Origin of the sequence: Vibrio sp. 05-20-BW147 (assembly GCF_013369385.1) — a bacterium.
Taxonomy (GTDB): Bacteria; Pseudomonadota; Gammaproteobacteria; order Enterobacterales; family Vibrionaceae; genus Vibrio; species Vibrio floridensis.
This window is the reverse complement of the sequence record NZ_SZTO01000001.1, coordinates 128,545-152,195: the sequence shown is the minus strand read 5'-3', so window position 1 is coordinate 152,195 and position 23,651 is coordinate 128,545. Positions and strand designations below refer to the sequence as shown.

The window sequence follows — 23,651 nt, the reverse complement described above, 5'->3', positions numbered from 1 at the left end:
TTATTGTTGTGAATAAAACGTGAGCTGTTTTTCTAAATAATCGTTAATAATGATGCGCGCTTTGTTCGCATTAATACCTTCCGGATTAAGCGCTCCACGCAGCCAGATCCCGTCGATAAGCGCGGCAATGCCTTGGGCGACAATGTCGGCTTGTTCTTTGCTCATCAACGCTTTGAGTTCTCGCTTTAAATGTGAAAGCAAGCGCTTTTCATTAACGCGCTGTAAACGCTTTAACGCTTCGTCATGCATGGAATAAGACCAAAACGCCAACCATGTTTTGATCACCTTGCTTTCAGATTGAAAGCCAACGAAATTAGCATCCAATATCGCGTTGATTCTCTGCATATGCGCCTGCTTCGGTAGTGAGTTCAAGCGTTTTGTTGCATCACAAGATAACTGCCTCAAAATATCGCGCATCGTTTCTTCAAGCAGTCCATGCTTACCACCAAAGTAGTGGTTGATGATGCCACTAGAGACACCCGCCTCTTGGCTAATCAAAGAAACACTGGCTCCGTGCAAGCCCACACGGTCAATTACCGTCATGGTCGCACTCACTAATTGTGGCCTGCGAATCTTTGGCATTCCTACCTTGGGCATCCGTGTTCCTTTTTTTATTTGAACGATTAGTTAAATTAAAATGGCACAAAAATAATTAGATCTCAAACCATAAAGCCACTTTTACCGTCGATCATAAAGCTCAATCACCCAACAAAACTCATACACAACTCAACACATCCAACGCCACTCGCGCACAAAAACCAAACAAAAACGAAATTTTTAACGTGTTGTTTTTAAAGGAAAGTAGCCAAACCTAGTAACAAAACACGACAATTAACACCCAGTTCACCAATTAACCCTCATTTGTTAACAAATAAAAAATTAAAAGAAATTTACTTAGACATCGAATCATTTAGCGTTTTAGAATTGCCCTCTCTTAACTGAGTGAGAGATGGAGTATTGGATGGTGGGCGAAAGCAGTTCTGTGCATTCTGCTTTTCGTTATTCACACTCCGAACCGCTATTCGCACAACATACCTAAAGGTGGAGCCGTCCTTCTATGCGAGTTTTATTCATATTTATGATGCTAATCAGCATCAACTTGCCCGCACAGGCCGAGCAGCAAACGTATTCCGACAGCGAGTTGCTCGATAGGCCATTAATGGAGAGATACATCCTTGATGAGCTCAAATCGCTAAGACAAGATCAACAAGACTTAGAAAAGCGATTAACCGTTCAGTTTACCGAGCGCGAACTCTCAGTAGCCGATAAGTCACTGAACTACGCCAATGTGACAGTGACTTACTTCTTCTACATCATTGCCGGTGTTGCTTCTCTTGTCGCCTTTGTTGGCTGGCAATCATTAAGGGAGTTAAAAAACAACACCAAAGCGATGGCCGATAAAAGGCTGGAAACCATTGCAGAAAAGTATGAGAAGAAGTTCATTGCGTTAGAAAGAGATTTGAAACGCAAAACACGCATCATCAGTGAAAACAACCGAGAGATCGAAATCATCAATGAGATTCATAACCTGTGGTTGAGAGCGCAAAGTATGCCAACCGCTGAGCAGCGTATTGATGTGTACGATGAGATTCTGGCGATAAGGCCGGGCGACTTAGAGGCCGTCACCTACAAAGCCGATGCTGCAATGGAAATCAAAGAGTACAACTGGGCACTCAGTCTTTGTAACCGCGTACTGGATATGGACAGTTCTAATGCCCCCGCACTCTACCAAAGAGCCTGTGCATATTCTCGTCTGGGTTTGGAAGAGCAGTCGATCGACGATCTCGAACGAGCAATCGAAGCAAGCCCTTCAATACGCGACCTCATCGCTAATGAGCCCGATTTGGAACCATTACACGGTAACCCGAATTTTGATCGCATGATCGCTCGCGGCCAAGAGAGTTAGAACGAAAAAGTTTGCAAAAAAACTGCGGATGTAAAACTCGAGACAAGTCATCGTCTCGAGTTATTTTTTACAGCCCAAAAAAGCGGGTGAACCAAGTGATTTCACCAAACTCAATTAAATCGTAAATGGAGAAAAAGACCGCGCAGATAACCGCGAGTTTGAGTAACTTGATGGCAATTAACATCATAATTTCTTCCTTAGCTTGCGTTGCGCACACAGTCTAACGAAAAAGCAATAAGACACAATCCCTAACGCTCCTGTAACGTCCATTTATCCCATTGAATGGTCTGCATAATGAATCGCTCAGGATCAATAAAACCGTGAAAAACAGGCATAGCACTCGTATAGCCCGCCATCCAACGTCCCTCTCCCGACTCAGGATAATCTGATTTGATTCCTAAACGCAGTGCAAAATGCAAATGCGGCACACGGCTATCGCCTTCATGTATCATAGGCTCAGCTACGTAACCGATAATAGCGCCTCGTTTCACTGGCCCCTGAGTCACCACTGCTTGTTTGGTCGAGAGGTGCCCATAGAGTGAATGCAGCCCTTCTTTGTAATGGTCAATAATGACCAGCCCAAGGTGTTCTTCTTGTTCACCCGAATAACTTACATTGCCATCAGCCACCGCATAGACAGGGGAACCCGCTTGAACATGATAGTCTATTGCCGCGTGATAAAGATTGGGAAAGCGTGGAGAAACGTTAAATGCGGCGTACTCCTGCAAAACGGTGCGGCGGTCAAGGGGAAAAAGATAAGATACCTCACTATCTTCAAGCACCGCGGTTAATTCTCGATGCACACGATCAAGCTCCTGCTCAGCATTTAATCGATGTTTTTCAGAATAGGTTTTCGTCCCCCAAAACAGGAAAATAAACACCAATGAAAGCAGTAAAAATAGAGTGATATTCTGCAACTTTAGTAACATCTAGCCATCCATGTATGGTTCAACTTAATCCCAAAGACACCCTTGACGAACATTGCAAAAAAAGTGGCCAAGCAAAAATCTTAAAAGGCTTTTCTTACGAGAGTTCATCCATAGCCCTCTCAAACAATTGGGTGAGTGACGTTGATATTGCTGAATCTCCCATTGAGCAATAATGAATCGACATCTTTACGATTCATTTCACATTTGCAGCCCAATGCAATCGATTACACATTCACATACGCAATGCTCAGGTGGTTTTATATGCAACAGAATAATTTATAAAATAACCAGAGAGAAAGTGATGATTAGAACCTTTGTAATATCCGGAATTTTGTTGCTCATAACCGCATGCGGCGGTGGGTCTTCTGGCGATAACACCTCAACAGCGCCCCCTTCCAGCCGAGATTTATCCGTCGAACTGGGTCAAGACCTTTTCCACAATGCCAATGACACCATAGAACTCGTTCCTCAATACCAGCATGACAGCGCATTTCCCCCCACGTTTCAGTGGCGACAAACCGAAGGTCCTAGCTTAGATGCCTCCCCTTTTAACCAGAAAAGTCTTAAGTTCACCCTTCCATCTGTCGCGGTAGAAACCACCATCGCGTTTGAACTGACGTTAACCGACGCTCAAGGCAACCAAGCGCAAGATACGATTCGCATTACCATCAAACCCACTCCTCAGCCACACAACCTCCCCCCCACCGTACAAGCAGGTTCGCCCTTTAGTGTAGAAGAAGGCGCCTTTGCCGACGGACTGAGTGTCACCGCCCGAGATGAAGACGGGCAGATAGAAAAAATCGAATGGCGACAAACGGGTGGCCCGACGGTGTCCCTCTCGAATGTCAATTCAGCTTATCCAAAGTTCAAAGCACCTTTGGTAGATAACGATACGGATCTGGAGTTTAGCGTCACCGTGACTGACAACTTAGGGGCAACCGCGCAAGACCAACAGCTCGTCACCGTACAGGACAGCGCGATCAATCAGCGCCCGCAAGTTTCAGTTGGAGAAGATAAAGCCGTCATAGAAGGCACCGACGTGACGCTCACGGCACACGCCACTGATGCAGACGGCAACATTGTCGCTTATCGCTGGAGACAGTTATCGGGACCAAGCGTCACGCTCAATGACGCCACTCAAGCCAATGTGACCTTTTCTGTACCGACGCAATGGACGCAAGGCGATAGCATCGGCTTAATGGTCAGCGTGACAGACAATCAAGGTGGCATTGGCAACGCCAGAATAACGCTTGCCATCACTGCCGCAGAGCACAGCTTTAACGCCATTGAATACCTCGACCCAGAGCTCAAACGTTGTGTGGATCAGCACCGCACGCTGAAAGGGTGGCAGAATACACTCGAGGTGACGGAACTTGACTGCGCTTCTTCTTTCCAAGTCAATACCAGCCGCGATTTGGTCAACTTTACCAACCTTGCAAAATTGACCATCAAGTCACGTCTGTTTACCGACTTTTCTTCGGACCATGTACCCAACATTGAACGTTTGTCGTTCCAAGGTTCTGCACTGAAAACACTCGACTTCTCAGGCAATAAGTCGCTTAGATCACTGACGTTAGTCAGTATTAACACGCTGCAGAGCCTCGCCCTAGCGCAAAACTTTGCTCTGACACAACTGACGGTCAATGGCAGTCAGATAGCAGATTTGGATTTGGGTCAGCAAACCGCTTTGCAATCCTTGTCCCTTCATATGGCGAGGCTGAATCAACTGCAATTGGCAAACATGCCGGATTTAACCACGCTCAAAATCACCGGAACACAGCTCACCCAGTTTATTGCGCCCTCTCTACCGCAACTACGCACCTTGAACGTGAGCGACAACAAACTGCAAACCTTGGGGGTGACAGAGTTACCCGCTCTGACTGCTCTCTATGCGGGCAACAATGCACTGACGGAACTGAGCTTAGCCAACAACCTCGCGCTCACCGACGTTCGCGTGTCGAAAAACCCGCTTTCGACACTCAATATTCGGCCACTTCTTGAGTTAGAAAGATTAGAGATCAGCGAAACCGATCTCACGACCATCGACTTTTCGCAAAGCCAGAAAATAGCGGCGCTTCTTGCAGGCAATAGCACTCAATTGCACACCCTACATGGCCCGCTCCTCCCCATCAAAGAAATCGATTTAAGTCATACTCGCGTCACCGATATCGACTTCAATCAGCTTCAGGAGGGTATGGTGTTGATTGGGGCGTCTGGGAAGGGGCTCACGCAGTTTAATGCGGCGCGATATCCGAACTTGCGAACGCTCTATATCGCAGATAACGCACTCACCTCCTTGGCGTTATCGCACAATCCGCAGCTGCTTCTGCTTGATGCAAAAAACAATCAGCTCGCTCAACTCGACTTGAGTGCTAACCCAGAGCTGGCGGATCTGGATGCAGCTCACAATCGACTCACTTCCGTTCAATTGGCCGAAGGAAGCAGACTGAGTTTCATCGTGCTTTCTCACAATCAGTTGAAAGACGTGGACTTGTCTCCAGCGGTCAATGTTTTTGATGTGGAAGTTCAAAATAACCCATTGGTGAACATCGAGTTATCGGGGCTGCGTCAATTACAAACTTTGGATGTGTCAAACTCTGACCTTGTGGATCTCGACACACCGACAGCGGCAAGTTTTTGGTGCCTGAGAGCGGAAAATAACCGCTTCAGTACCCAACTGCTTGAACAACTGACGCTGTTTGACCAAATGCTTGGCAAGGTATTTTTGACAACGCCCATGAGCAAAAGCACCTTAAATGACGAGTGCCACGCGCACCTTTAATAAAACAAAAGCCGTGAAAGGCGACCTTTCACGGCTTTTGTCGTTTGCGACAAGATTAAAACAGATTGCTCAACCAACGCTTAAACCAATCGGTAATGCGTTTAAACAGCCCACCTTGCTCAACGGATTCTAACGCCACAAGGTCGACCTCTTTCAACACCTTATCTTCCACTTTATAAACCACCTGACCAACCACCTGATCACGCAAGATTGGCGCTGATAGGTCCGGCAGATAAATCAGCTCAGCTTGAAGCTTTTTAGTATCCCCTTTGGGTAAGGTAAGGTAAATGTCCTCTTTAAGACCAACGCTTAACTGATTCTTCTCTCCCATCCAAATTCGAGTATCTGCCAGCGGCTGATTCGCTTTCGTTGGGGAAACCGTATCAAAAAAGCGGAAACCGTAGCTCAGCAGTTGTTTGCTCTCCGCTTCACGGCTTGAAGTGCTGTTGGACCCCATCACCACCGAGATTAAGCGCATATTGCCACTGGTGGCAGACGTCGCCAAACTGTAACCAGCGCCACTGGTGAAGCCTGTTTTCATACCATCCACGGCAATACTTCGGTCTCGCAGCAATCCATTGCGGTTGTATTGCGTAATGCCGTTGTAGGTAAACGAGGTTTCACTGTACATCGGGTAAACACTAGGCAAATCACGAATGATCGCCTGCCCCAACTTGGCAATGTCACGTGGTGTTGAGTAGAGACCAGTACTGTCCAAGCCATGAGGGTTGGTGAAGGCGGAATTTTGTAAACCAAGCTTGTCGGCCCACGAGTTCATCAAACTGACAAACGCATCTTGGCTACCGGCCACATGCTCGGCGATAGCGACACTCGCGTCATTGCCCGACTGGATGATCAGACCTCGGTAGAGATCTTCCAAGCTCACAGAAGTACCCACTTCGATAAACATTTTCGAAGAATCTGGGAAGTTTTTTGCCCATGCGTTACGGCTGATCACCACTTGATCTGAAAAGCGAATGTTGCCGCGATTCATTTCTTGCCCTGCCACATACGCCGTCATCAATTTGGTTAAACTGGCAGGATTTAACTGAGTATCGGCATTTTTGGCGACCAATACTTCCCCTGAATGGTAGTCCATCAGCACATAGCCTTTGGCACCCAAAGCGGGAGGATCGGGAATGACGGTTGGCGCGGCGTGAGCGGAAAATGCCATAACGCTGGCACACAAAGCGGAAGTAAGAGAAACAATAGATTTCATGAAAGCAGCCATCGTCAAATAAAAACTACCCCCGAGTATAAGTCAGTTAATTCAGGTTTCAGTCGCTAGGTTACGAATGGTTACGTTTCTTCGAAAAATGTCGCAATTTGCTCACATACCAATGAGTTGGCACTGTTTCGCAAAATGGGGAAATGAGGAAAAAAGAGAGGGGGTATGTTTAGTGGAGCTCCCTTATCGCAAGCTCCACTGACTTTCATTTGCACTTAAGCGTTAAACACGTACTTATCCATCATGGCAACCATACGACCAATTTCAGGTTTGGTAATGGTGTCATTGGCACCTAAAGCCAGTGCTTTAGAACGGTTGTCCTCACTCATCAATGAAGAAAACATCACAATTGGTATTGTTTTGTACGCTTCACTTTCACGAAGACGCTTGACTAAATGCATACCGTCCATACGAGGCATTTCAACGTCAGTCACCACCGCATCAATCAACTCACTCAGAGGTAAGTTCTCTTCACGAGCAACTTCGATCAAGTTCATCAATTTATCGTGCGCTTCACCACCATCTTTACAGGCGATCACATTGTACCCAGCAGATGTTAGGGTATCTTGAATCAGAGAACGAATGAAGGCCGAGTCATCCACGACCATAATCGTTTTGGCGTTACGCTTCACAACCATACGTTGGTTAAGATCGACGCTACGGTCTGTCTTAACGTCGTATTTTTCCATGCTAAGTTCTGGGTTGATATCTGCAATGATCTTCTCGAAGTCGAGGATCATGATCAGGTTGCCATCTTTACGCACAACTGCAACGACGCAATCTTGTTCCCCGGCTTCTAAAAACTGGCTTGGTGACTCTACATCATTCCATGAAATGCGATGGATACGGCTAATGCTGTCAATCAAGAAGCCGTTGGTCATCTTGTTGAAGTCGGTAACAATAACAAATTTTCTTTCAACATCAGGACGTGTTGGAACCCCCAACCACCCAGCAAGATCCACCAAAGGCGTCAAAATATCGCGAGAGGAGAAGACTCCGACCATATGCGGCTGCGCATTCGGATAATCTGTCGTTTCGGGAACTTGAATCACCTCACGAACCTTCGCGACGTTGATACCGTAATAACACGTTTTTGTCTTACCGTTTGGTAGCATTTTCTCTAAATGAAACTCAATGATCTCAAGTTCATTGGTACCGCTTTCGGTCAAAATTGTACTACTTGAATAGCTCATGATTGCAAATACTTTTCATGGTTAGCAAAAACCAGCCTAAAAACAGGCAATAGTTTTTATCGATAGATTTATTTTTACTGCTTGGCTCAGTTTTGTAAATCAGTAAACAACCCAGTACTTCAAATATTTAAACAAAAAATAGCATTACACCACTTTTACCAAAGTAAAAACCCTGTTCTTTTCAATAATAGTCGTAGTTTTTCAGTTCGCTGCAGTTTCTTGCACTGCTCTTGGCTCATCAAACTCAACGGACGTTTGCAGCCACAGACGACAGATTCCACCTTGCTACTGACCATCAAACAAAAAGCACCTTACGAGAAGGTGCTTTTTGTTTGCTAGCGTTTGTGTGATGACGTTTGTTTACTCATGAGCGAGGTATTTTCGTTTAAATTCAGATGCCAACGCAAATACCAAAACCATCAAAAAGGTGACTGCGATACCAACTCCATACCGTAGATTTTCATTGGCAAGTAACTCATAGCAACTGACGATAAATATCGCCAGTGTGAACAACAGATTAAAACGATGAACCCAAGGGTATTTAACTGAAAAATGAGCGTATTTTCTACCAATCATATCGCAACTCAATGCTTGTAATAATTAACTTATCGATATATCAATAAGACCACACAGTGTTCGTATTAACAACTATTGATAGCGATTCTTGGCTGAGTATCACACGATTGATCCTATTTAATATTGAGAAACAGAATCACTTTCAATCCGCCGAGAGTGAGCTCCAAAAGCAACTTAGCTTTGCATACAAAACGCTCACAAGTGTAAGGAAATTTTACAAAAAAAGATGAAAGATGAACTACCTCTCTTTTTTACCGTATCTCGTTACACTCATTCTCTCTACTAATGTCGGTTCAAGCTGTACTACCTGCACTTCTGCGGTCTCTTTATTAATTTTCTTTAATAGGGTCTCTACCGCTGCTTGGCCTAAACGATATTTGGGTTGATGAATAGTGGTAAGCGAAGGCGTCATAAATTTAGCGATGTGAATATCGTCATAACCGATAATAGAAAGGTCATGAGGAATCTCCACGCCCAGTTCATTGGCAGCATTGATCACCCCCATCGCCATCATGTCATTGCAAACAAACAGAGCACTTGGCAAAGGGCCTTTGGCGACGATTTTTTTGAATGCTTGATAGCCTCCTTCGCATTCGAAGTCCGCTTCCACAATCCACGCAGGGTTGAACGACAATCCGTGCTCATTGAGCGCCCGCTTATAGCCTTCATAACGCATTTGAGCTTGATGCTTAATCAGTGGGCCAGTAATACAGCCAATCTCTTTATGCCCCATTTGAATGAGGTAATTCGCGGCAAGATAGCCACCGCGTAACGAGTTGTCCTGAATCTTATCGCTACTAAACAGCATCGGGCCCCAATCCATGACCACCACGGGAATATCAGGGTAGCGCTCAAACACATCCAAACGCTCGCCTTCAAGCGAAGAACACATCAGAATCAAACCATCGACGCGTTTTTGCAGCAAGGTCATTATCGACGATTTCATCCTCTCGTGGTCGCCTTCCGTATTGCAGAGAATTAAGTTGTACCCTTTTTGATAACAGCTGCGCTCTACCCCTTTAACCACTTCACCAAAAAAAGGGTTGGTTGAGGTCGTCACAAGCATTCCGATGGTATTGGTTCGGTTGACTTTTAAACTACGGGCTAAGGCGGAAGGGGCAAAATAGTTGAGCTCTTTAGCCGCATGATTCACCCGCTGCGCAATTTCTTCACTGACAAAACGGGTCTTATTAATGACATGGCTAACGGTTGATGTGGAAACACCAGCAAGCTTTGCAATATCTTTCATCGTAGCCATGTTGTTCTCCTAATTATTGGCTAACTGTGCGCGGCTAAAAACTCATCGACCTCTTTACGGGTTGGAATAGAAGTTTGCGCTCCAAATCGAGTCACTGAAATCGCCGCCGCTGCATGAGCAAACTTAATCGCTGATTCTAAAGGCATATCCTCCAATAAACCAGTGACCAATGCCCCATTAAAAGTATCTCCCGCGGCGGTTGTATCGGTGACGTCGACTTTAAAACCGCAGATGCGTTGCCCCCTGCCATTTTCGCTGAGCCAAACCCCTTTAGAGCCAAGCGTAATCATGACGATCTCAATGCCTTTTTGATGTAAGACATTGGCGGCGTGCTGAGCGCTTTCATCATCCACTACCTCAATCCCGGTTAACACCTGAGCTTCTGTCTCATTTGGTGTGATCACGTCGATGCATGCTAATAGCTCGTCGGATAAGGTGCGCGCTGGTGCTGGATTTAAAATCACATTGGTTTTTGCCGCTTTAGCTTCTCTGGCCGCAAGCTCTATCCCGCAGATAGGGGTTTCTAACTGCATAAGAAGAAATCTGGCATCACGGATACGTGGCAAATCCGATTCAATGGCCACCTCGGTTAACTTGGCATTGGCTTCCGCCGAGATACAAATGCTGTTCTCGCCGCTGTCTGCGACTTGAATCATTGCGATACCTGTTGGGCAATTGGGCTGCATCTTCACGCCATCGATTTGAATACCGTCAAGCTTGAAGTTTTCTCGAATATTGATGCCAAACGAGTCATCCCCAACACAAGCGATGAAGCCCGTATCTGCGCCTAAACGTGCAGCGGCAACGGCTTGATTGGCACCTTTTCCACCCGGAATCACTTGATAATTTCGCCCATGTAACGTTTCCCCAGGACGTGGGAAGGATGGGACTTGAAGCACATGGTCTGCGTTAACACTACCTAAAACCACTAACTTGTTCATTGGGTATTCCTCAGCTCTTGAATGAGCTTTGTTCATTGTAAAACGACACTGATGACGTTGAGTTTTCTGCTTGCTAGAGAGCGAAGCGCGAACCAAAAACTCAATGGCATCGGGCGTTTATGCCTCTGAGCAACGTCAGAGGCATAACATGACAATTATTTCGTTACGACTTTCAGTGGAACAGGGATGTAACCTTCAACCTGTTCGCCTTTCAGCACTTTGTCTGCAGTCTCAATACCAAGCGCACCGATAAGGTCTGGCTGCTGGGCAATGGTTGCGGCCAGTTTGCCACGATTCACCGCAGCGATACCGTCATCCGTGCCATCAAAGCCCACAATCATTACCTCTTTGCCCGACGCTTGAACGGCGCGCAACGCCCCCAATGCCATTTCATCGTTTTGTGCAAAGACCGCTTGAACATCTGGGTTTGCTGCCAGTAGGTTTTCCATCACGTTCAGACCTTTAGTGCGGTCAAAATCCGCAGGTTGGCTCGCAAGCAGCTCCATATGACTGCCTTTAACCGCATTCATAAAGCCTTCTCCGCGTTCGCGCGCCGCTGATGTTCCAGCAATACCTTCAAGCTGGATCACTTTCGCTTTTTCACCCACTTTTTCGACGATGAAATTACCGGCCATTTCACCGCCCACCACGTTGTCTGACGCAATATGACTCACAACGTCGCCACGGCTTGCACCACGGTCTAAAGTTAGAACAGGAATCTTGGAGCGGTTAGCAATACGAATCGCATTCGAAACCGCATCCGAATCGGTTGGGTTGATCAAAATCGCTTTAACGCCACGAATGGTCAGATCTTCCACGTTCGAAAGCTCTTTGCTCGGGTCGTTTTGCGAATCCAAAACAATCAGGTTGTAGCCCAGCTCTTTTGCACGCGTTTCCGCACCATCTTTCATGGTGACAAAGAATGGGTTATTCAGCGTCGAAACAACGATCGCCATCGTATCTTGCGCCTGCGCACCAAGAGAAACGGTAGAGGTTAGTAGTGCAGCAGAAATCAGTGTTGCCAATTTTTTCATTGTTGTCGTCCTTTGTACTTTTGTAGGGGTGCCAAGCCGAAGCTTGGCTGTCAGAGTTTTCGAGTCCAGAGTGAAAATTACTTGTTCTTGTTGTCGACCATCACCGCCAGCAAAATCACCGCAGCTTTGGCAATCATCTGGTAGTAAGAAGAAACATCGAGTAAGTTCAGCGCGTTGTTTAGGAAACCGATGATTAACGCACCGATCAAAGTGCCCATAATCCGCCCTTTACCGCCCATTAAGCTGGTACCACCAAGCACCACGGCAGCAATCGCATCCAGCTCATAGCCCATCCCTGCCGTTGGTTGAGCCGAAGATAGACGTGATGTGACGATGATGCCTGCCAAAGCAGCAAGTAGGCCGCAAATCGCGTAAACACCGATTTTGACTTTGTCGACGTTAATACCGGATAGACGAGTGGCAGACTCGTTCCCACCCAGTGCATACACATAGCGACCAAAGCGGGTGTGGTTAAGCAGATACCAAGCGGCCGCAAACACCACCACCATCAACCAAACCGGTACCGGAATGCCAAGCGCATAGCCAGTGCCAAACCAAGCAAACGCGTCGGCAGTATCGGTAAAACCCGTAGATATAGGACGACCATCGGTATACACCATGGTGACACCACGCAGCAAGGTCATCGTCACCAGTGTGGCGATAAAGGCTTGAACTTTGCCTTTGGCGATAATAATGCCGCTAATGGCCCCCAACGTTGCCCCCGCTAACAGCGCGGTTGGCACTGCGATTAATACCGGGACTTCCATCGCGACAAGGCTGGCAGCAAACGCACCACATAAGGCCAACACCGACCCCACACTCAAATCGATGCCCGCGGTCAGAATAACCAAGGTCATCCCCACAGCGATGATCGCGTTCACCGAGGTTTGACGAAGAATGTTGAGAATGTTGTCTACGGTGAAAAAGTTTGGATTGAGAAAAGAGACCACCACGATGAGGAAAAGTAACGCGATGAGCGATTTCTGCTCAATGAGCCACTCTTTACTGATCCAAGTTTTGTTTGTCTCATTTGATTTGTTTTTGCTCATGATTTCACTACTCATGCTGCTTCCTCAGATACTTTTTTGCCGACTGCACAGGCCATCAGTTTTTCCTGATCGGCGTGTTTTGCTTCAAACTCACCTGTGATGCGACCTTCATGCATCACTAAGATGCGATCGCTCATGCCGAGCACTTCTGGCATTTCAGATGAGACCAGAATGATGCTCATCCCTTCGGCTTTGAATTTGTTGATTAACTGGTAAATTTCTTTCTTCGCGCCGACGTCTACACCTCGAGTCGGTTCGTCTAGGATCAAAACTTTCGGTTTGGTCATCAACCCTTTTGCAATGGCCACTTTTTGCTGGTTTCCGCCGGAAAGATTGCCAATAATTTGTTCGCGAGATGGCGTTTTGATGTTGAAAAGTTGGATAAAATCATCCACAGCAACCACTTCATCTTGATGTTGGATTTGCACACCTTTGCTTAGCTTATCGAGCGCACAAAGTGACATGTTTTCTTTCACCGAAAGGCCAAGGACGAGGCCGTCGCCTTTGCGGTCTTCTGAAATGTAAGCAATGCCATTTGCCAAACCATCTTGTGGGCTTACCGGATTAATGGTGCGATTATCAAGATTGATCACGCCTCTCTCACTCGGCAAAGCGCCATAAATCACTTTCATCAGCTCTGTTCGACCTGCGCCCATCAGACCTGAAATACCCAAAATTTCACCTCGTTTTAAGGTAAAACTGACATCGTGTACGCCAGACCCCGTCAGACCAATCACTTCTAAACAGGTTTGACCGTGCACCACGTCAATTCTTGGGTATTGCTCTTCAAGCTTGCGCCCAACCATCATCTCAATTAAGCCATCTTCGTCTGTTTGCACGACTTCGCACTGACCGATAAATTTGCCATCGCGCAACACCGTGATGTCATCACAAATTTCGAAGATCTCTTTCAAACGGTGGGAGATGTAAACAATGCCACACCCCTGCTCTCTCAGCTCTCGAATAACCGAAAACAGCGCCTCTGTTTCGGTGTCCGTCAAGGCGTCTGTTGGTTCATCCATGATGATGACTTTGGACTCAAAAGAGAGCGCTTTAGCGATTTCCACCATCTGCTGCTCACCCAGACTTAACTGACCAAGTAATGTCTTGGAGCTGTGCTTCACTTTCAAGCGCGCGAGCAGTTTATCCGCTTCTGCGTACATTTTTGGCCAATCAATACGCCCAAACGCCGAGGTAATCTCTCGACCAAGAAAAATGTTTTCTGCAATGGTCAGTTCACGAATAAGGTTTAGTTCTTGGTGAATAATGCTGATCCCAGCTTGTTGTGAATCTCTTGGCCCTTTGAACTGCGCTGATTGACCTTGATAAACTATCTCACCTGCGTCTCGTGAATAGATACCGGTAAGCACTTTCATCAAGGTGGATTTTCCTGCTCCATTTTCTCCCATTAAAGCCATCACTCTTCCTGGGTAGACATTGAGCGAGGCCTTATCTAACGCCTTCACACCAGGAAATGCTTTTTCAATTTCACTGAGCTGTAAAATCGCTTGGTTCATACTCTCTCCTCAACCACCTAACTTGGTGAAACCTGTCAATGGGTTAGAACACAACGCCAGCTTGAAAAATCACATTGGCGTAAGGGGTGCATTCACCGGTGCGCACCACCGCTTTGCTCGACTCCGTACGTTGCTTGAACTCTTCGTGAGAAACATGCGTCAGTGACAACACTTTGCCTGTTTTTTCTTCTTCACATTGAAGCTCAGCCACTAATGCCTGATAAAGCTCAGGGCTTACCTCTGCAAACTCCGTGGCCACAATTGCCCCTTCGATTTGCGATTCAGAGAGCATCACTCGTACGGTTTCAATAAAACTTGGCACACCGTGAGTCAACGCCAAATCAATGCGAGAGACGCCGTCTGGGATCGGTAAACCAGCGTCACAAATCGTGATCTCGTCCGTGTGGCCTAAGGTGGCCACGAGGTAGGAAAGTTCAGAGTTTAGCAGGGCACTTTTTTTCATTTTTGTTTCTCAATTTGGGTGAACTCTATCGATTCGCGTTTGAGAAAAATCTCATCGAAACGTTTCGATGAGATAATAGAACGCGAATGAAAATTTTCTATCGGCTTTGTATCAATGTGTGATTGAGATCGTTTTCGAAGTGGAATGGGGAAAGAAAACAGCGTGATTAGTCACAAATACATTTCGACAAATGTCACGAATTGAGTATGCTATGCAGAGTTATTTGTTAGTAATTGTATCTTTACGTTACTTTTGTCCCATATTGTGAGGCATTTTCGCTCCATGAACTTCGCGCTACTTTCTGCTTTCATCCCAACCTTTTTCTTTGTCTCTATCACCCCGGGGATGTGTATGACTTTAGCCTTAACCCTTGGTATGAGCATTGGATATAAACGCACACTTTGGATGATGCTCGGAGAGCTGGTTGGTGTTGCGGTTGTTTCCGTTGCAGCGGTCGTCGGTATTGCCGCCGTTATGCTCAATTACCCTATGCTGTTCATTAGTTTCAAAATATTGGGCGCGACCTATTTGGTTTACTTAGGTATCCAAATGTGGCGCTCTCGTGGAAAGCTGTCTCTTTCTGCTGAAACTGGCTCTGTCAGCCGCGCGAATAATTGGCAATTGATCATGCAAGGGTTCATTACTGCCATTGCCAATCCGAAAGGCTGGGCATTTATGATTTCTCTCTTACCCCCTTTTATTGACAAAAGCGCGCCACTACCACCACAGCTTTTGCTGCTGGTCGGGATTATTCTGATTTCGGAGTTTGTCTGTATGACGCTCTACGCCACTGGTGGTAAAGGTCTGAAACGCTTGCTTGGTCAATCACAAAACGTGCGTCGCTTGAACCGGATTGCTGGTAGTTTGATGATTGGCGTCGGTATCTGGTTGTTTTTCAGCTAAAGCCTTCTATAGGGGAATCTGTTTATGCGCCATTATTTATGACGCATAAACACCCAAACCGGACCAATCAGCAAAAACTTCAGGTCCTCAAAAAACGAAGGCTTTTTCCCTTCAATCTTGTGGCCGACAAACTGAAAGATCCACAAGACAATAAAAAGACCAACGGCCATCTCAGCTAAGGGCAGCCCCAACAGTTCAACACTCCAAGCGAGCGCGATACTGGCAAGGGTATAACCCAGCATCATCAAAAAAACACTAAGCGACAGCCGATAGTAGAACCACCAAACTGGCAAAGCGGCAACCCAGACCCAGTTCAGCGATAGAACAGGCAGAGGAAGCGAAGGCAGCGACCAAATCAGCGCTACGATCGAAAAGAAAATCCCCGGCACAGCAAAGGTATGGATTTTTTGATTGGTCGAATTTTGATGACTTTCACCGTAGGCATCCAGCCATTGTTCTAATGAGCGCATTCCCTTACCCCCAGTAGTCTTATTGCATCACTTGATTTAAGGACGCTGCGACTTAGGCAGCTTGTCCACCACCAATTGATATGAGCGTTGGCACAAATCTTCAATCAAACCCGATTCCACATCGCCATTTAAGTACACAGTGATCCAGTGACGCTTATTGGTGTGGTAACCCGGTGTGATGGATTCAAACTGAGACGTTAACACTTCGCCATCTTCGGGCTTCGCTTTAAGTGTAATGTATTCTCGCCCTTCTCGGCTGGCTAGAATCGCAAACATTTTGTCTTTGACCTTAAAGACTAAGGCTTCCGGGCCAAATGGAAAGCTGCTTTCTGCGCAAGCGAATGTATCAAGGTAGGCTTCAAGTTCTTTGGTGGTCATCATCAATCCTTCAACCGTTTTTATGGCTTACATTGTACTTACCATGCCACGGCTTAAGTTGAAGTTAAATCACGGCATGCAAGATTGTGAAACGGCACAAAAAAAGAGCTCGAGGAGCTCTTCTTCGTTTACCACTTTTTCAATAAGCGTCCAACTAGGCCTGGGTGATAAGCCCAACAATGGTCGAACATCGACATCAACGCAGGGTTACCATATTTCGACAAACTGACGGCGTGGAAACGGTTCTTTTGCTCTTTCAAAGCCTCTACTTTAGCCAGCATTTCTTCTGACTGTCTAGGAGCAATAAAATCCGATAACACCACTAAATCCGCATTGCGGTATTTATCCCCACTCATAAGATCGATCGATTTCATCAGTACAGGTTCAAATGCGGTGCCGCCGTGAAATGTGTAGGTGAGAAAATCCGCCGCTTCACGCAAGCCATCTTGCTTGGTCAGCTCGTACGTAATTTGCTCTGTTGAGAATAAGATGACATAGCAGTCACGCCCTTCAGCTAACGCAATCTGCATCAGCGCGTAAGCCATTGCTTTCGCACTCTGCTCAGGGAAACCACTCATCGAACCCGACGCGTCAACGCACAACACAAACGGCCCTTTCTCAATCTCTACTTGCTGATTATCCGGCTTTTGCGCTCTTACCTTGCGCAGCGTTCTCGACTTGCCCTGCACGCGATAATTCATCAAACGTTTGTCAGCCAAATGTTTGTAGAACACCACTTCCAGTTCTGGGTAGGCCAAAAACATGGTTTCGTTTGGCAGCAATTTGTTGAGATCATCACTTTCATGGATGCCGACGATATCATCCGTCGCTTCGTCGCTTTTCTCCTCGACCATCTGCAACTCTTCTGCCGGAGTGCGTTGCAGATCGGGATCATCCACTTCGTTGGCCATGCGACCTAACTGCTCAGCAATTTCCTGTAAGCCATTGTTATTTTTAAGAAACTCAGCGTAACGTTTCATGACGGAAACGTCTGTTTTACTGAGTTTGGCCGATGCCATGTCCCAAAGTCGCCCAACGCTTCCTTCGTCACCAGAATCCGTCACTTTGTCCATGTTTTTCATGGTTTCCATGCGTTGATAAAGATCGTTGAGAACTTTCTCTTTGTTGACTTCCAGTTCAGTCACTTGGGCTTGTTTGATCGCTTCAAACAGACTTTGATACCACTGATCGCAGAAATAGTGAGGAAACATTGGGTTATTTAACCCTTTGTTTTTATCGAGCAAGCGTCGAGCTTGTAGATAGAAGGCGGAATGCCATTCCAACTTACGCACGACATCATCAATGCGTTCGAAAAACTCATTTTCCGTCAGGTGAATCACTTCTTGATAGAGCGACAATTCTTGTTGGAAGCGTTCTGTTTCACACACTTTGGTAATGCGGCGCTTTACACTGCCACGCCATTTGGACAAATGGTTTTTCACCGAGGCTTTCACTCCTCGGTTTTCCGCCATCACCATTAACTGTGAACGTGCCATCAGATCGTTCACCGCAGACTCAACAATCCCTGAGTCTGCAATCATTAAGGCAAGGTTTAGGCCATCGGCTCCTAACATATTAATTCCTTACGAGAAGTATTCGTTGAGGTGTTTAATACGGAACATGGTTTTCTCACTCTCGCTTTTTACACTTTCCAAAGTATGCGATACCTGTTGGATCGTCGCTTCCATCATTCTTGGTAACTCAGGGTCGATAAAGTTGTGCGGCAACGCACCGTGGAAATCCGAGCGAACCTTACGTAAATGGTGTTCTGCGTCAGTGAGCTTACTGAACGCGCTGTCACATTTCTCTGCCCATTTCTGGTAATGTTCTTCATTTAGACCATCTTTAGTCACCAAGCTGACCAACACCGCACGGTTGGCAATGTCTCTGATCACCAAGTTGTTGGATGCATCCAGATCAAATTTCAAGCGGCATAAATTGGTGTTTTGGTTTACGAAACCATAAAGCTCACCCTGACCGTCTTTGATCACTCGATCGAGTTCATCTTTCTGCACATACACCCAGCGGCTATCACCACGTTCAGATTCAGAGACAGACATGTTGCTTTGTAGCAGCACCAATTTGACCAAGTTGCGCGTTGGGCCAACGCTGTAAATACGAGCTTCTGACGTGTCAAAAGTATGTACCTCTTTGCCCTTACGCAGCAGACCAGCAGACGATTCCATTGAAAGGACAATGCCATATTGCTCTTCCAACTCTTGTTGGATATCCGCCAACTCTTCTCGGCAATAGTCGATTTGACTTTGTACTTCCTTTTGATCAAACGCGTAGTTAAGCGCAAACTCTTGGATAACCGAGGTCACGACCTCACGCGACTCTGGGCTGTTCCACAAGCAATCTTGCAACAGCAGCAAATCGAGAGGGTTGATCTCGTCGCGACCATTGAAGAACGCACTGGCTTTGAGTAAGCGCACGGCTTTTTTCCAACGTCGGTCAGAAACGTAGAGATCCGTCTCCGCCACATCGACACCTACCGATTCGGCTTTCTCTTCCAGCATGGTTTTCAGTTGGAACAGTTTTTCAAACACGCGATCGCTCAATTTCAGTGACTCTAAAGCCTTCTGCCACTGATGATACTCTTCATCGGTGATCGCAAGCCCTTCAGGAATACGTGCTTCCTCTGGTGTGCCAACCGTCAGCATCGATTTAAAATTCTGTTTGTTCTGAATACGGTTAACAAACACGCGCACCAACATACGGTCATAAAGTGCTTCTAGGCCGCTGTCTTCGTCAGGCAATTCATTGGAAGCCGAGATAAGCAAACGCATCGGAACACGTTCAATATCGCTGCCGTTTTTGAATGTTTTCTCATTCACCACGGTCAGCAAGGTGTTCAAAATGGCAGGGCCTGCTTTCCAAATCTCATCAAGAAACACCACTTGCGCCGTGGGTAGGTAGCCTTTTGTCAAACGGACGTAACGCCCATTATCTTTCAACTCTTGAATACTGAGCGGGCCAAACACCTCTTCAGGGGTTGAAAAGCGAGTCATTAAGTATTCGAAATAACTACTGTTATCAAAGGCTTGAATAAGGCGTTTAGCGATTAAACTTTTTGCAATACCAGGAGGGCCAAGTAAGAAAACACTTTCACCGGCTAATGCCGCCAGCAAACAGAGTTTAATGGTGTACTCTCTTTCATACACGCCGTCGGCTAACGCGGCCGACAATTTGTTAATTCTTTCAGAAAGTAACGCTTTATCTGCATTAGACGCAAAAGAAGGGCGAATCATTACGTTACTCCTAATTCTCTTCAGTTATGGTATACGTACTTTTATACATTTGTTATCACTTTGTTACAAGTGCATTTTTTATTGATAAGCTCTTATAGCAGAACTGATTTTTCAGTGTTCCGCAGCAAACAAAGATTGCAATTATGGGAGAAAAATCACTGATTACGCAAACGATATCTGGGCAGTTCTCTAATAAGAACTTTCGTTTATCGGCTTTTGTGCGTATCTTGTTGGCTTCTCATCATGAGACCGTTAGCTAGGAAAATGACACATCTATGAGCACCGTCATACATAAATGGAAAAACATCGCCCTAATAGAAGAAGAGGTGCTACTCCCGACCGGACACGCCATCACGCACACAACGATTCAACACCCGGGCGCCTCTGTCATCCTTCCCGTCACGGAAGAGGGCAACATCATACTGATTAATCAATTTCGTCCTTCCCTGAAAAAATGGTTACTAGAACTCCCTGCTGGCACCAAGGAACAAGGTGAAGATCCTCAACACTGCGCAGAACGTGAGTTGGAAGAAGAAACCGGCTACAGCGCAGAGGAGTTTATCTCGTTAGGTCAAGTCACACCGCTTGCGGGTTTTTGCGACGAAATTCAATATTTGTTTGTGGCCAAGAAACTGACACAAACCAATCGCTATCAATGTGATGAAGATGAAGTGATTCAAGTGGTCAGCTTATCCCTTGAACAACTCGAAGAAAAAATAAGAGATGGCAGCATTAGCGACGCCAAAACCATTGCTTGCTTAAGCAAAGCCAAGCTTTGCGGCTATATATAGGCAACATGAGGAGACACTATGGATTTTCGTTCTGACACCGTAACTCGCCCTACTCCCGCCATGCGCGAGGCCATGGCTAACGCCATCGTCGGCGATGATGTTTACGGTGATGACCCAACCGTAAATGAACTGGAAGCCTTTGCCGCCAAAGAAGCGGGCTTTGAAGCGGCGCTCTTTACTACTTCAGGTACGCAAGCAAACCTGCTAGGTTTGATGGCGCATTGTGAACGCGGTGATGAGTATCTTTGTGGCCAACAAGCGCATAACTATCGTTACGAGGCTGGCGGTGCGGCAGTATTGGGTTCCATCCAACCTCAACCGATTGAGAACAATCCCGATGGCACTTTGCCGTTTGACAAGCTAACCGCCGCCATCAAACCCGATGACAGCCACTTTGCGCGCACTAAGCTGCTGAGCCTTGAAAATACCATCAATGGTAAAGTGCTGCCTTTGAGCTATTTGCAGGAGGCGCGTGCTTTCGTCGATAAACACAATCTAAAACTCCATCTTGATGGTGCTCGTGTTTATAACGCAGCAACGGCGTTGGATGTTCCAGTAAGAGACATCGCTCAGTATTTTGATTCAATGACCATTTGTCTTTCCAAAGGATTGGGCGCTCCGGTGGGTTCTCTGCTACTGGGTTCTAAAGAATACATCGCAAAAGCACGACGTTTACGCAAAATGGTCGGTGGCGGCATGCGCCAAGCGGGTATTTTAGCCGCGGCAGGTAAGCTTGCTTTGACCGAACAAGTGGCTCAGTTAAAAGTCGATCATGCCAATGCCAAAGCATTGGCGCAGGGTTTGTCTGAGTTGCCAGGTGTGCATGTCAATCCTGATTTCGTGCAAACAAACATTGTGTTTGCCAAACTGGATGACAGTGTCGACATCGACGCGATTGCGCAAAAATTGGCGGAAGAATCGATCATCATTACCCCAGGAAACCCGATTCGTTTTGTGACTCACAAAGATATTTCTCGCCAAGATATTGATCTATTTCTAGAAAAGTTGCGATTCTTCCTCGGCTAACGTCTTTACTCTTGAGCTTCCCCTAAGGGGAAGCTCTATGCTGCTTCACAACACGTTTAGTTTGGAGCCGCCATGTTAAGACCAATTCTGTGCCTAGCCGCCACTGCTTTCACCTTCACCGCTCACGCAAACGCTCTTCAAGGTAATCCTGAACTCGGCAAAGTCAAAAGTCCAAGTTGCGTCTTTTGCCACGGCGCATCTGGCGTAGCGGCCAATAATGCTTACCCGCATCTGGCAGGCCAAAACGAACAATATCTGTTTGATTCCATGAAAAGCTATCAAAACGGCCAACGGACAGGTCCGCTAGCCGATATGATGCAGGCACAATTACAACGCCTGAATGACCAAGACTTAAGAGACGTCGCGGCCTATTATGCGCAGCAAACTCGTTAGTTTCTGCTGAATGGCCGACTCATAATTGCCAATCTTTCGGTTGATCATGACATTAAGAATCGATTTTGCGAAACCGCTGTAAGGGGAATAAAACAGTGGTGTGAGAGCAAATCGAGATTGAGTCATCACGGGCTTTAACTTCGAAAAGGTGTTAAAGCCTTCTCGACCATGATAATGCCCCATACCACTCTCGCCGACACCACCAAACGGCAAGTCGTGTTGTGCGACATGCAGCATGACGTCGTTGATACACAAACCACCAGACAGTGTTTCTTGGGTGAACTTTTTCTGTAACCACTTATCCTCACTAAAGAGGTATAACGCCAAAGGACTCGGCCTCTGAGCAATGTAGTGGAACACCTCGTCAATATGTTGATAAGTGATGATAGGCAGTATCGGCCCAAAGATCTCTTCTTGCATCACCGCCATGTCGCTCTCCACCTCCGTCACTAGATAGAATGGCAGTTTTCGACTGCCTCGCTCTGGTTCAGAGTTTGGAATGCAGTTGATGAGCTTCGCGCCTTTTTCCTTAGCGTCGCTGAGCAGGTGCGTTAAACGCTCAAAGGCATTGGCATCGATAATCGAAGTGTAATCTTGATGTTGAATTGTGCGAAAGCGTTTCGCCATGATGGCTTTGGTGGTTTCGACGACTTCGTTCAATCGAGATTGAGGCACAAACAGATAGTCAGGTGCGATACACGTTTGTCCACAGTTATACAATTTGCCACCGAGCAAGCGTTCTAGTGCGATCTTCACATCAAATTTTTCATCTAAGATCACAGGGGATTTCCCACCCAACTCTAAAGTCACTGGCACCAAATTATTGGCTGCGGATTGCATCACCGCGCGTCCCGTTTTTGTTGAACCAGTAAACAGCAAATGATCGAACTTAAGCTTGGAAAACTCTGGCCCCATCTCGGCTTCGTCCGCGTAAATGGCCACTTCATCACGATTAAACTGCGCTTCAAACAGCTCGACCAACAGTTGAGCTAAATGCGGTGAATTTTGCGACATTTTGAGCATCACGCGATTTCCTGCCGCCAGCGCCGCAACCAGCGGACCAATGGTGAGCATCAGCGGATAGTTCCAAGGCACAATCACACCCACCACACCTAACGGCTGAGGGACAACTCTGTTTTTAGCAGGAAAAAACCAGACAGAGGTGTGTCGATGGCTTGGCTTCATCCATTTCTTTAGTTGTTTTTTGGCATCTCGAATAGTTTCAATACTGGTAAACAGCTCGAGTAATCCCGTTTCACTGATTGAACGAGTACCAAAGTCTTGTTCGATGGCATAGATGATCTCAGCTTGATGCGCTTTGATGAGCGATTCAAGTTTGTTGAGGTTCTCGAGTCTTTTTTGGTAGGTGGGGTATGGGTTTCTTAGAAACGCATCGCGACTTTCTTTGAGCTGTTGACTCAATCGCTGTTTTAACTCCATGCGCCTACTCCTTATAAATGCTGACCAAACCACTATACGCGTTATTTGAGTATTTGTTCAATAAATGACAGTGATGATTTGCGCGCTTTGATACATCCATTTAATTCGTGCCACACGAACTAT

Annotated in this window: 22 protein-coding genes; 6 read left to right on the top strand and 16 right to left on the bottom strand. The window is 46.4% G+C overall.

Annotated features, from left to right (window positions below; genetic code table 11):
- On the bottom strand, positions 1 to 597 hold the full coding sequence (gene betI, locus FC652_RS00705) for a transcriptional regulator BetI (protein ID WP_011151877.1): 597 nt from the start codon (positions 595 to 597) through the stop codon (positions 1 to 3).
- Between the two features lie 460 nt (positions 598 to 1,057).
- Between betI and FC652_RS00700 the strand changes: the two genes are divergently transcribed.
- Positions 1,058 to 1,906, top strand: a complete 849-nt coding sequence (locus FC652_RS00700; RefSeq protein WP_176297094.1) for a tetratricopeptide repeat protein — start codon at positions 1,058 to 1,060, stop codon at positions 1,904 to 1,906.
- Positions 1,907 to 2,154: 248 nt separating this feature from the next.
- On the opposite strand, the gene FC652_RS00695 is transcribed toward FC652_RS00700, so the two are convergent.
- Complete coding sequence (locus FC652_RS00695; RefSeq protein ID WP_176297093.1) at positions 2,155 to 2,835, bottom strand: M23 family metallopeptidase; 681 nt, start codon at positions 2,833 to 2,835, stop codon at positions 2,155 to 2,157.
- A 301-nt stretch (positions 2,836 to 3,136) separates the two neighbouring features.
- On the opposite strand from FC652_RS00695, the gene FC652_RS00690 reads away from it, so the two are divergent.
- Positions 3,137 to 5,617 carry a leucine-rich repeat domain-containing protein gene (locus FC652_RS00690; protein WP_176297092.1) on the top strand — a complete coding sequence of 827 codons (2,481 nt, stop codon included), beginning with the start codon at positions 3,137 to 3,139 and terminating at the stop codon, positions 5,615 to 5,617.
- Positions 5,618 to 5,672: 55 nt separating this feature from the next.
- Here FC652_RS00690 and FC652_RS00685 read toward each other — a convergent pair whose 3' ends face one another.
- The 9 genes from FC652_RS00685 to rbsD form a co-directional block, all read right to left on the bottom strand.
- Positions 5,673 to 6,836 (bottom strand): D-alanyl-D-alanine carboxypeptidase family protein, encoded by a 1,164-nt coding sequence (locus FC652_RS00685; protein WP_176297091.1) that lies wholly within the window; start codon positions 6,834 to 6,836, stop codon positions 5,673 to 5,675.
- Positions 6,837 to 7,060: 224 nt separating this feature from the next.
- Complete coding sequence (locus FC652_RS00680) at positions 7,061 to 8,038, bottom strand: chemotaxis protein CheV (protein ID WP_176297090.1); 978 nt, start codon at positions 8,036 to 8,038, stop codon at positions 7,061 to 7,063.
- 360 nt (positions 8,039 to 8,398) lie between these two features.
- Complete coding sequence (locus FC652_RS20400; RefSeq protein WP_217904480.1) at positions 8,399 to 8,614, bottom strand: hypothetical protein; 216 nt, start codon at positions 8,612 to 8,614, stop codon at positions 8,399 to 8,401.
- A gap of 238 nt (positions 8,615 to 8,852) precedes the next feature.
- Entirely contained in the window at positions 8,853 to 9,872 is a 1,020-nt protein-coding gene (locus tag FC652_RS00675) for a substrate-binding domain-containing protein (protein ID WP_176297089.1), read from the bottom strand.
- 20 nt (positions 9,873 to 9,892) lie between these two features.
- A complete protein-coding gene (rbsK, locus tag FC652_RS00670) occupies positions 9,893 to 10,813 on the bottom strand; it encodes a ribokinase (protein ID WP_176297088.1) in 921 nt (306 codons plus the stop codon).
- Positions 10,814 to 10,968: 155 nt separating this feature from the next.
- Entirely contained in the window at positions 10,969 to 11,847 is an 879-nt protein-coding gene (gene rbsB, locus FC652_RS00665; RefSeq protein ID WP_080537164.1) for a ribose ABC transporter substrate-binding protein RbsB, read from the bottom strand.
- A 77-nt stretch (positions 11,848 to 11,924) separates the two neighbouring features.
- On the bottom strand, positions 11,925 to 12,911 hold the full coding sequence (rbsC, locus tag FC652_RS00660) for a ribose ABC transporter permease (RefSeq protein ID WP_015727714.1): 987 nt from the start codon (positions 12,909 to 12,911) through the stop codon (positions 11,925 to 11,927).
- On the bottom strand, positions 12,908 to 14,413 hold the full coding sequence (rbsA, locus tag FC652_RS00655; protein WP_065091049.1) for a ribose ABC transporter ATP-binding protein RbsA: 1,506 nt from the start codon (positions 14,411 to 14,413) through the stop codon (positions 12,908 to 12,910). The genes rbsC and rbsA overlap by 4 nt, the downstream gene beginning before the upstream one ends.
- A 43-nt stretch (positions 14,414 to 14,456) precedes the next feature.
- Complete coding sequence (gene rbsD / locus FC652_RS00650; RefSeq protein ID WP_011081049.1) at positions 14,457 to 14,876, bottom strand: D-ribose pyranase; 420 nt, start codon at positions 14,874 to 14,876, stop codon at positions 14,457 to 14,459.
- A gap of 282 nt (positions 14,877 to 15,158) precedes the next feature.
- Between rbsD and FC652_RS00645 the strand changes: the two genes are divergently transcribed.
- Entirely contained in the window at positions 15,159 to 15,779 is a 621-nt protein-coding gene (locus tag FC652_RS00645) for a LysE family translocator (protein WP_065091048.1), read from the top strand.
- 32 nt (positions 15,780 to 15,811) lie between these two features.
- Here the strand turns inward: FC652_RS00645 and FC652_RS00640 are convergent, their stop codons facing one another.
- From FC652_RS00640 to FC652_RS00625, 4 genes are all read right to left on the bottom strand, one after another.
- Positions 15,812 to 16,249, bottom strand: coding sequence for a DUF962 domain-containing protein (locus FC652_RS00640; protein ID WP_045597183.1), 438 nt, complete (start codon positions 16,247 to 16,249; stop codon positions 15,812 to 15,814).
- 36 nt (positions 16,250 to 16,285) lie between these two features.
- Positions 16,286 to 16,627, bottom strand: coding sequence for an MmcQ/YjbR family DNA-binding protein (locus FC652_RS00635; protein ID WP_172666046.1), 342 nt, complete (start codon positions 16,625 to 16,627; stop codon positions 16,286 to 16,288).
- Positions 16,628 to 16,755: 128 nt separating this feature from the next.
- Complete coding sequence (gene viaA, locus FC652_RS00630) at positions 16,756 to 18,201, bottom strand: ATPase RavA stimulator ViaA (RefSeq protein ID WP_176297087.1); 1,446 nt, start codon at positions 18,199 to 18,201, stop codon at positions 16,756 to 16,758.
- 9 nt (positions 18,202 to 18,210) lie between these two features.
- On the bottom strand, positions 18,211 to 19,878 hold the full coding sequence (locus FC652_RS00625) for an ATPase RavA domain-containing protein (protein ID WP_176297086.1): 1,668 nt from the start codon (positions 19,876 to 19,878) through the stop codon (positions 18,211 to 18,213).
- Between the two features lie 275 nt (positions 19,879 to 20,153).
- On the opposite strand from FC652_RS00625, the gene FC652_RS00620 reads away from it, so the two are divergent.
- From FC652_RS00620 to FC652_RS00610, 3 genes are all read left to right on the top strand, one after another.
- A complete protein-coding gene (locus tag FC652_RS00620; RefSeq protein ID WP_176297085.1) occupies positions 20,154 to 20,669 on the top strand; it encodes an NUDIX hydrolase in 516 nt (171 codons plus the stop codon).
- An 18-nt stretch (positions 20,670 to 20,687) separates the two neighbouring features.
- Positions 20,688 to 21,695, top strand: coding sequence for a low-specificity L-threonine aldolase (ltaE, locus tag FC652_RS00615; protein WP_176297084.1), 1,008 nt, complete (start codon positions 20,688 to 20,690; stop codon positions 21,693 to 21,695).
- Positions 21,696 to 21,767: 72 nt separating this feature from the next.
- Entirely contained in the window at positions 21,768 to 22,088 is a 321-nt protein-coding gene (locus FC652_RS00610; protein ID WP_176297083.1) for a cytochrome c, read from the top strand.
- Here FC652_RS00610 and FC652_RS00605 read toward each other — a convergent pair.
- Positions 22,047 to 23,528, bottom strand: coding sequence for a coniferyl aldehyde dehydrogenase (locus FC652_RS00605; RefSeq protein ID WP_172666045.1), 1,482 nt, complete (start codon positions 23,526 to 23,528; stop codon positions 22,047 to 22,049). The two genes, FC652_RS00610 and FC652_RS00605, sit on opposite strands and share 42 nt — an antisense overlap.
- Positions 23,529 to 23,651: the final 123 nt, after the last annotated feature.

What these genes read in the sequence shown, in the direction of transcription:
- betI (WP_011151877.1), bottom strand. Translation starts at nt 597, where the DNA reads ATGCCCAAGGTAGGAATGCCAAAGATTCGCAGGCCACAATTAGTGAGT.
- FC652_RS00700 (WP_176297094.1), top strand. Translation starts at nt 1,058, where the DNA reads ATGCGAGTTTTATTCATATTTATGATGCTAATCAGCATCAACTTGCCC.
- FC652_RS00695 (WP_176297093.1), bottom strand. Translation starts at nt 2,835, where the DNA reads ATGTTACTAAAGTTGCAGAATATCACTCTATTTTTACTGCTTTCATTG.
- FC652_RS00690 (WP_176297092.1), top strand. Translation starts at nt 3,137, where the DNA reads ATGATTAGAACCTTTGTAATATCCGGAATTTTGTTGCTCATAACCGCA.
- FC652_RS00685 (WP_176297091.1), bottom strand. Translation starts at nt 6,836, where the DNA reads ATGAAATCTATTGTTTCTCTTACTTCCGCTTTGTGTGCCAGCGTTATG.
- FC652_RS00680 (WP_176297090.1), bottom strand. Translation starts at nt 8,038, where the DNA reads ATGAGCTATTCAAGTAGTACAATTTTGACCGAAAGCGGTACCAATGAA.
- FC652_RS20400 (WP_217904480.1), bottom strand. Translation starts at nt 8,614, where the DNA reads ATGATTGGTAGAAAATACGCTCATTTTTCAGTTAAATACCCTTGGGTT.
- FC652_RS00675 (WP_176297089.1), bottom strand. Translation starts at nt 9,872, where the DNA reads ATGGCTACGATGAAAGATATTGCAAAGCTTGCTGGTGTTTCCACATCA.
- rbsK (WP_176297088.1), bottom strand. Translation starts at nt 10,813, where the DNA reads ATGAACAAGTTAGTGGTTTTAGGTAGTGTTAACGCAGACCATGTGCTT.
- rbsB (WP_080537164.1), bottom strand. Translation starts at nt 11,847, where the DNA reads ATGAAAAAATTGGCAACACTGATTTCTGCTGCACTACTAACCTCTACC.
- rbsC (WP_015727714.1), bottom strand. Translation starts at nt 12,911, where the DNA reads ATGAGTAGTGAAATCATGAGCAAAAACAAATCAAATGAGACAAACAAA.
- rbsA (WP_065091049.1), bottom strand. Translation starts at nt 14,413, where the DNA reads ATGAACCAAGCGATTTTACAGCTCAGTGAAATTGAAAAAGCATTTCCT.
- rbsD (WP_011081049.1), bottom strand. Translation starts at nt 14,876, where the DNA reads ATGAAAAAAAGTGCCCTGCTAAACTCTGAACTTTCCTACCTCGTGGCC.
- FC652_RS00645 (WP_065091048.1), top strand. Translation starts at nt 15,159, where the DNA reads ATGAACTTCGCGCTACTTTCTGCTTTCATCCCAACCTTTTTCTTTGTC.
- FC652_RS00640 (WP_045597183.1), bottom strand. Translation starts at nt 16,249, where the DNA reads ATGCGCTCATTAGAACAATGGCTGGATGCCTACGGTGAAAGTCATCAA.
- FC652_RS00635 (WP_172666046.1), bottom strand. Translation starts at nt 16,627, where the DNA reads ATGACCACCAAAGAACTTGAAGCCTACCTTGATACATTCGCTTGCGCA.
- viaA (WP_176297087.1), bottom strand. Translation starts at nt 18,201, where the DNA reads ATGTTAGGAGCCGATGGCCTAAACCTTGCCTTAATGATTGCAGACTCA.
- FC652_RS00625 (WP_176297086.1), bottom strand. Translation starts at nt 19,878, where the DNA reads ATGATTCGCCCTTCTTTTGCGTCTAATGCAGATAAAGCGTTACTTTCT.
- FC652_RS00620 (WP_176297085.1), top strand. Translation starts at nt 20,154, where the DNA reads ATGAGCACCGTCATACATAAATGGAAAAACATCGCCCTAATAGAAGAA.
- ltaE (WP_176297084.1), top strand. Translation starts at nt 20,688, where the DNA reads ATGGATTTTCGTTCTGACACCGTAACTCGCCCTACTCCCGCCATGCGC.
- FC652_RS00610 (WP_176297083.1), top strand. Translation starts at nt 21,768, where the DNA reads ATGTTAAGACCAATTCTGTGCCTAGCCGCCACTGCTTTCACCTTCACC.
- FC652_RS00605 (WP_172666045.1), bottom strand. Translation starts at nt 23,528, where the DNA reads ATGGAGTTAAAACAGCGATTGAGTCAACAGCTCAAAGAAAGTCGCGAT.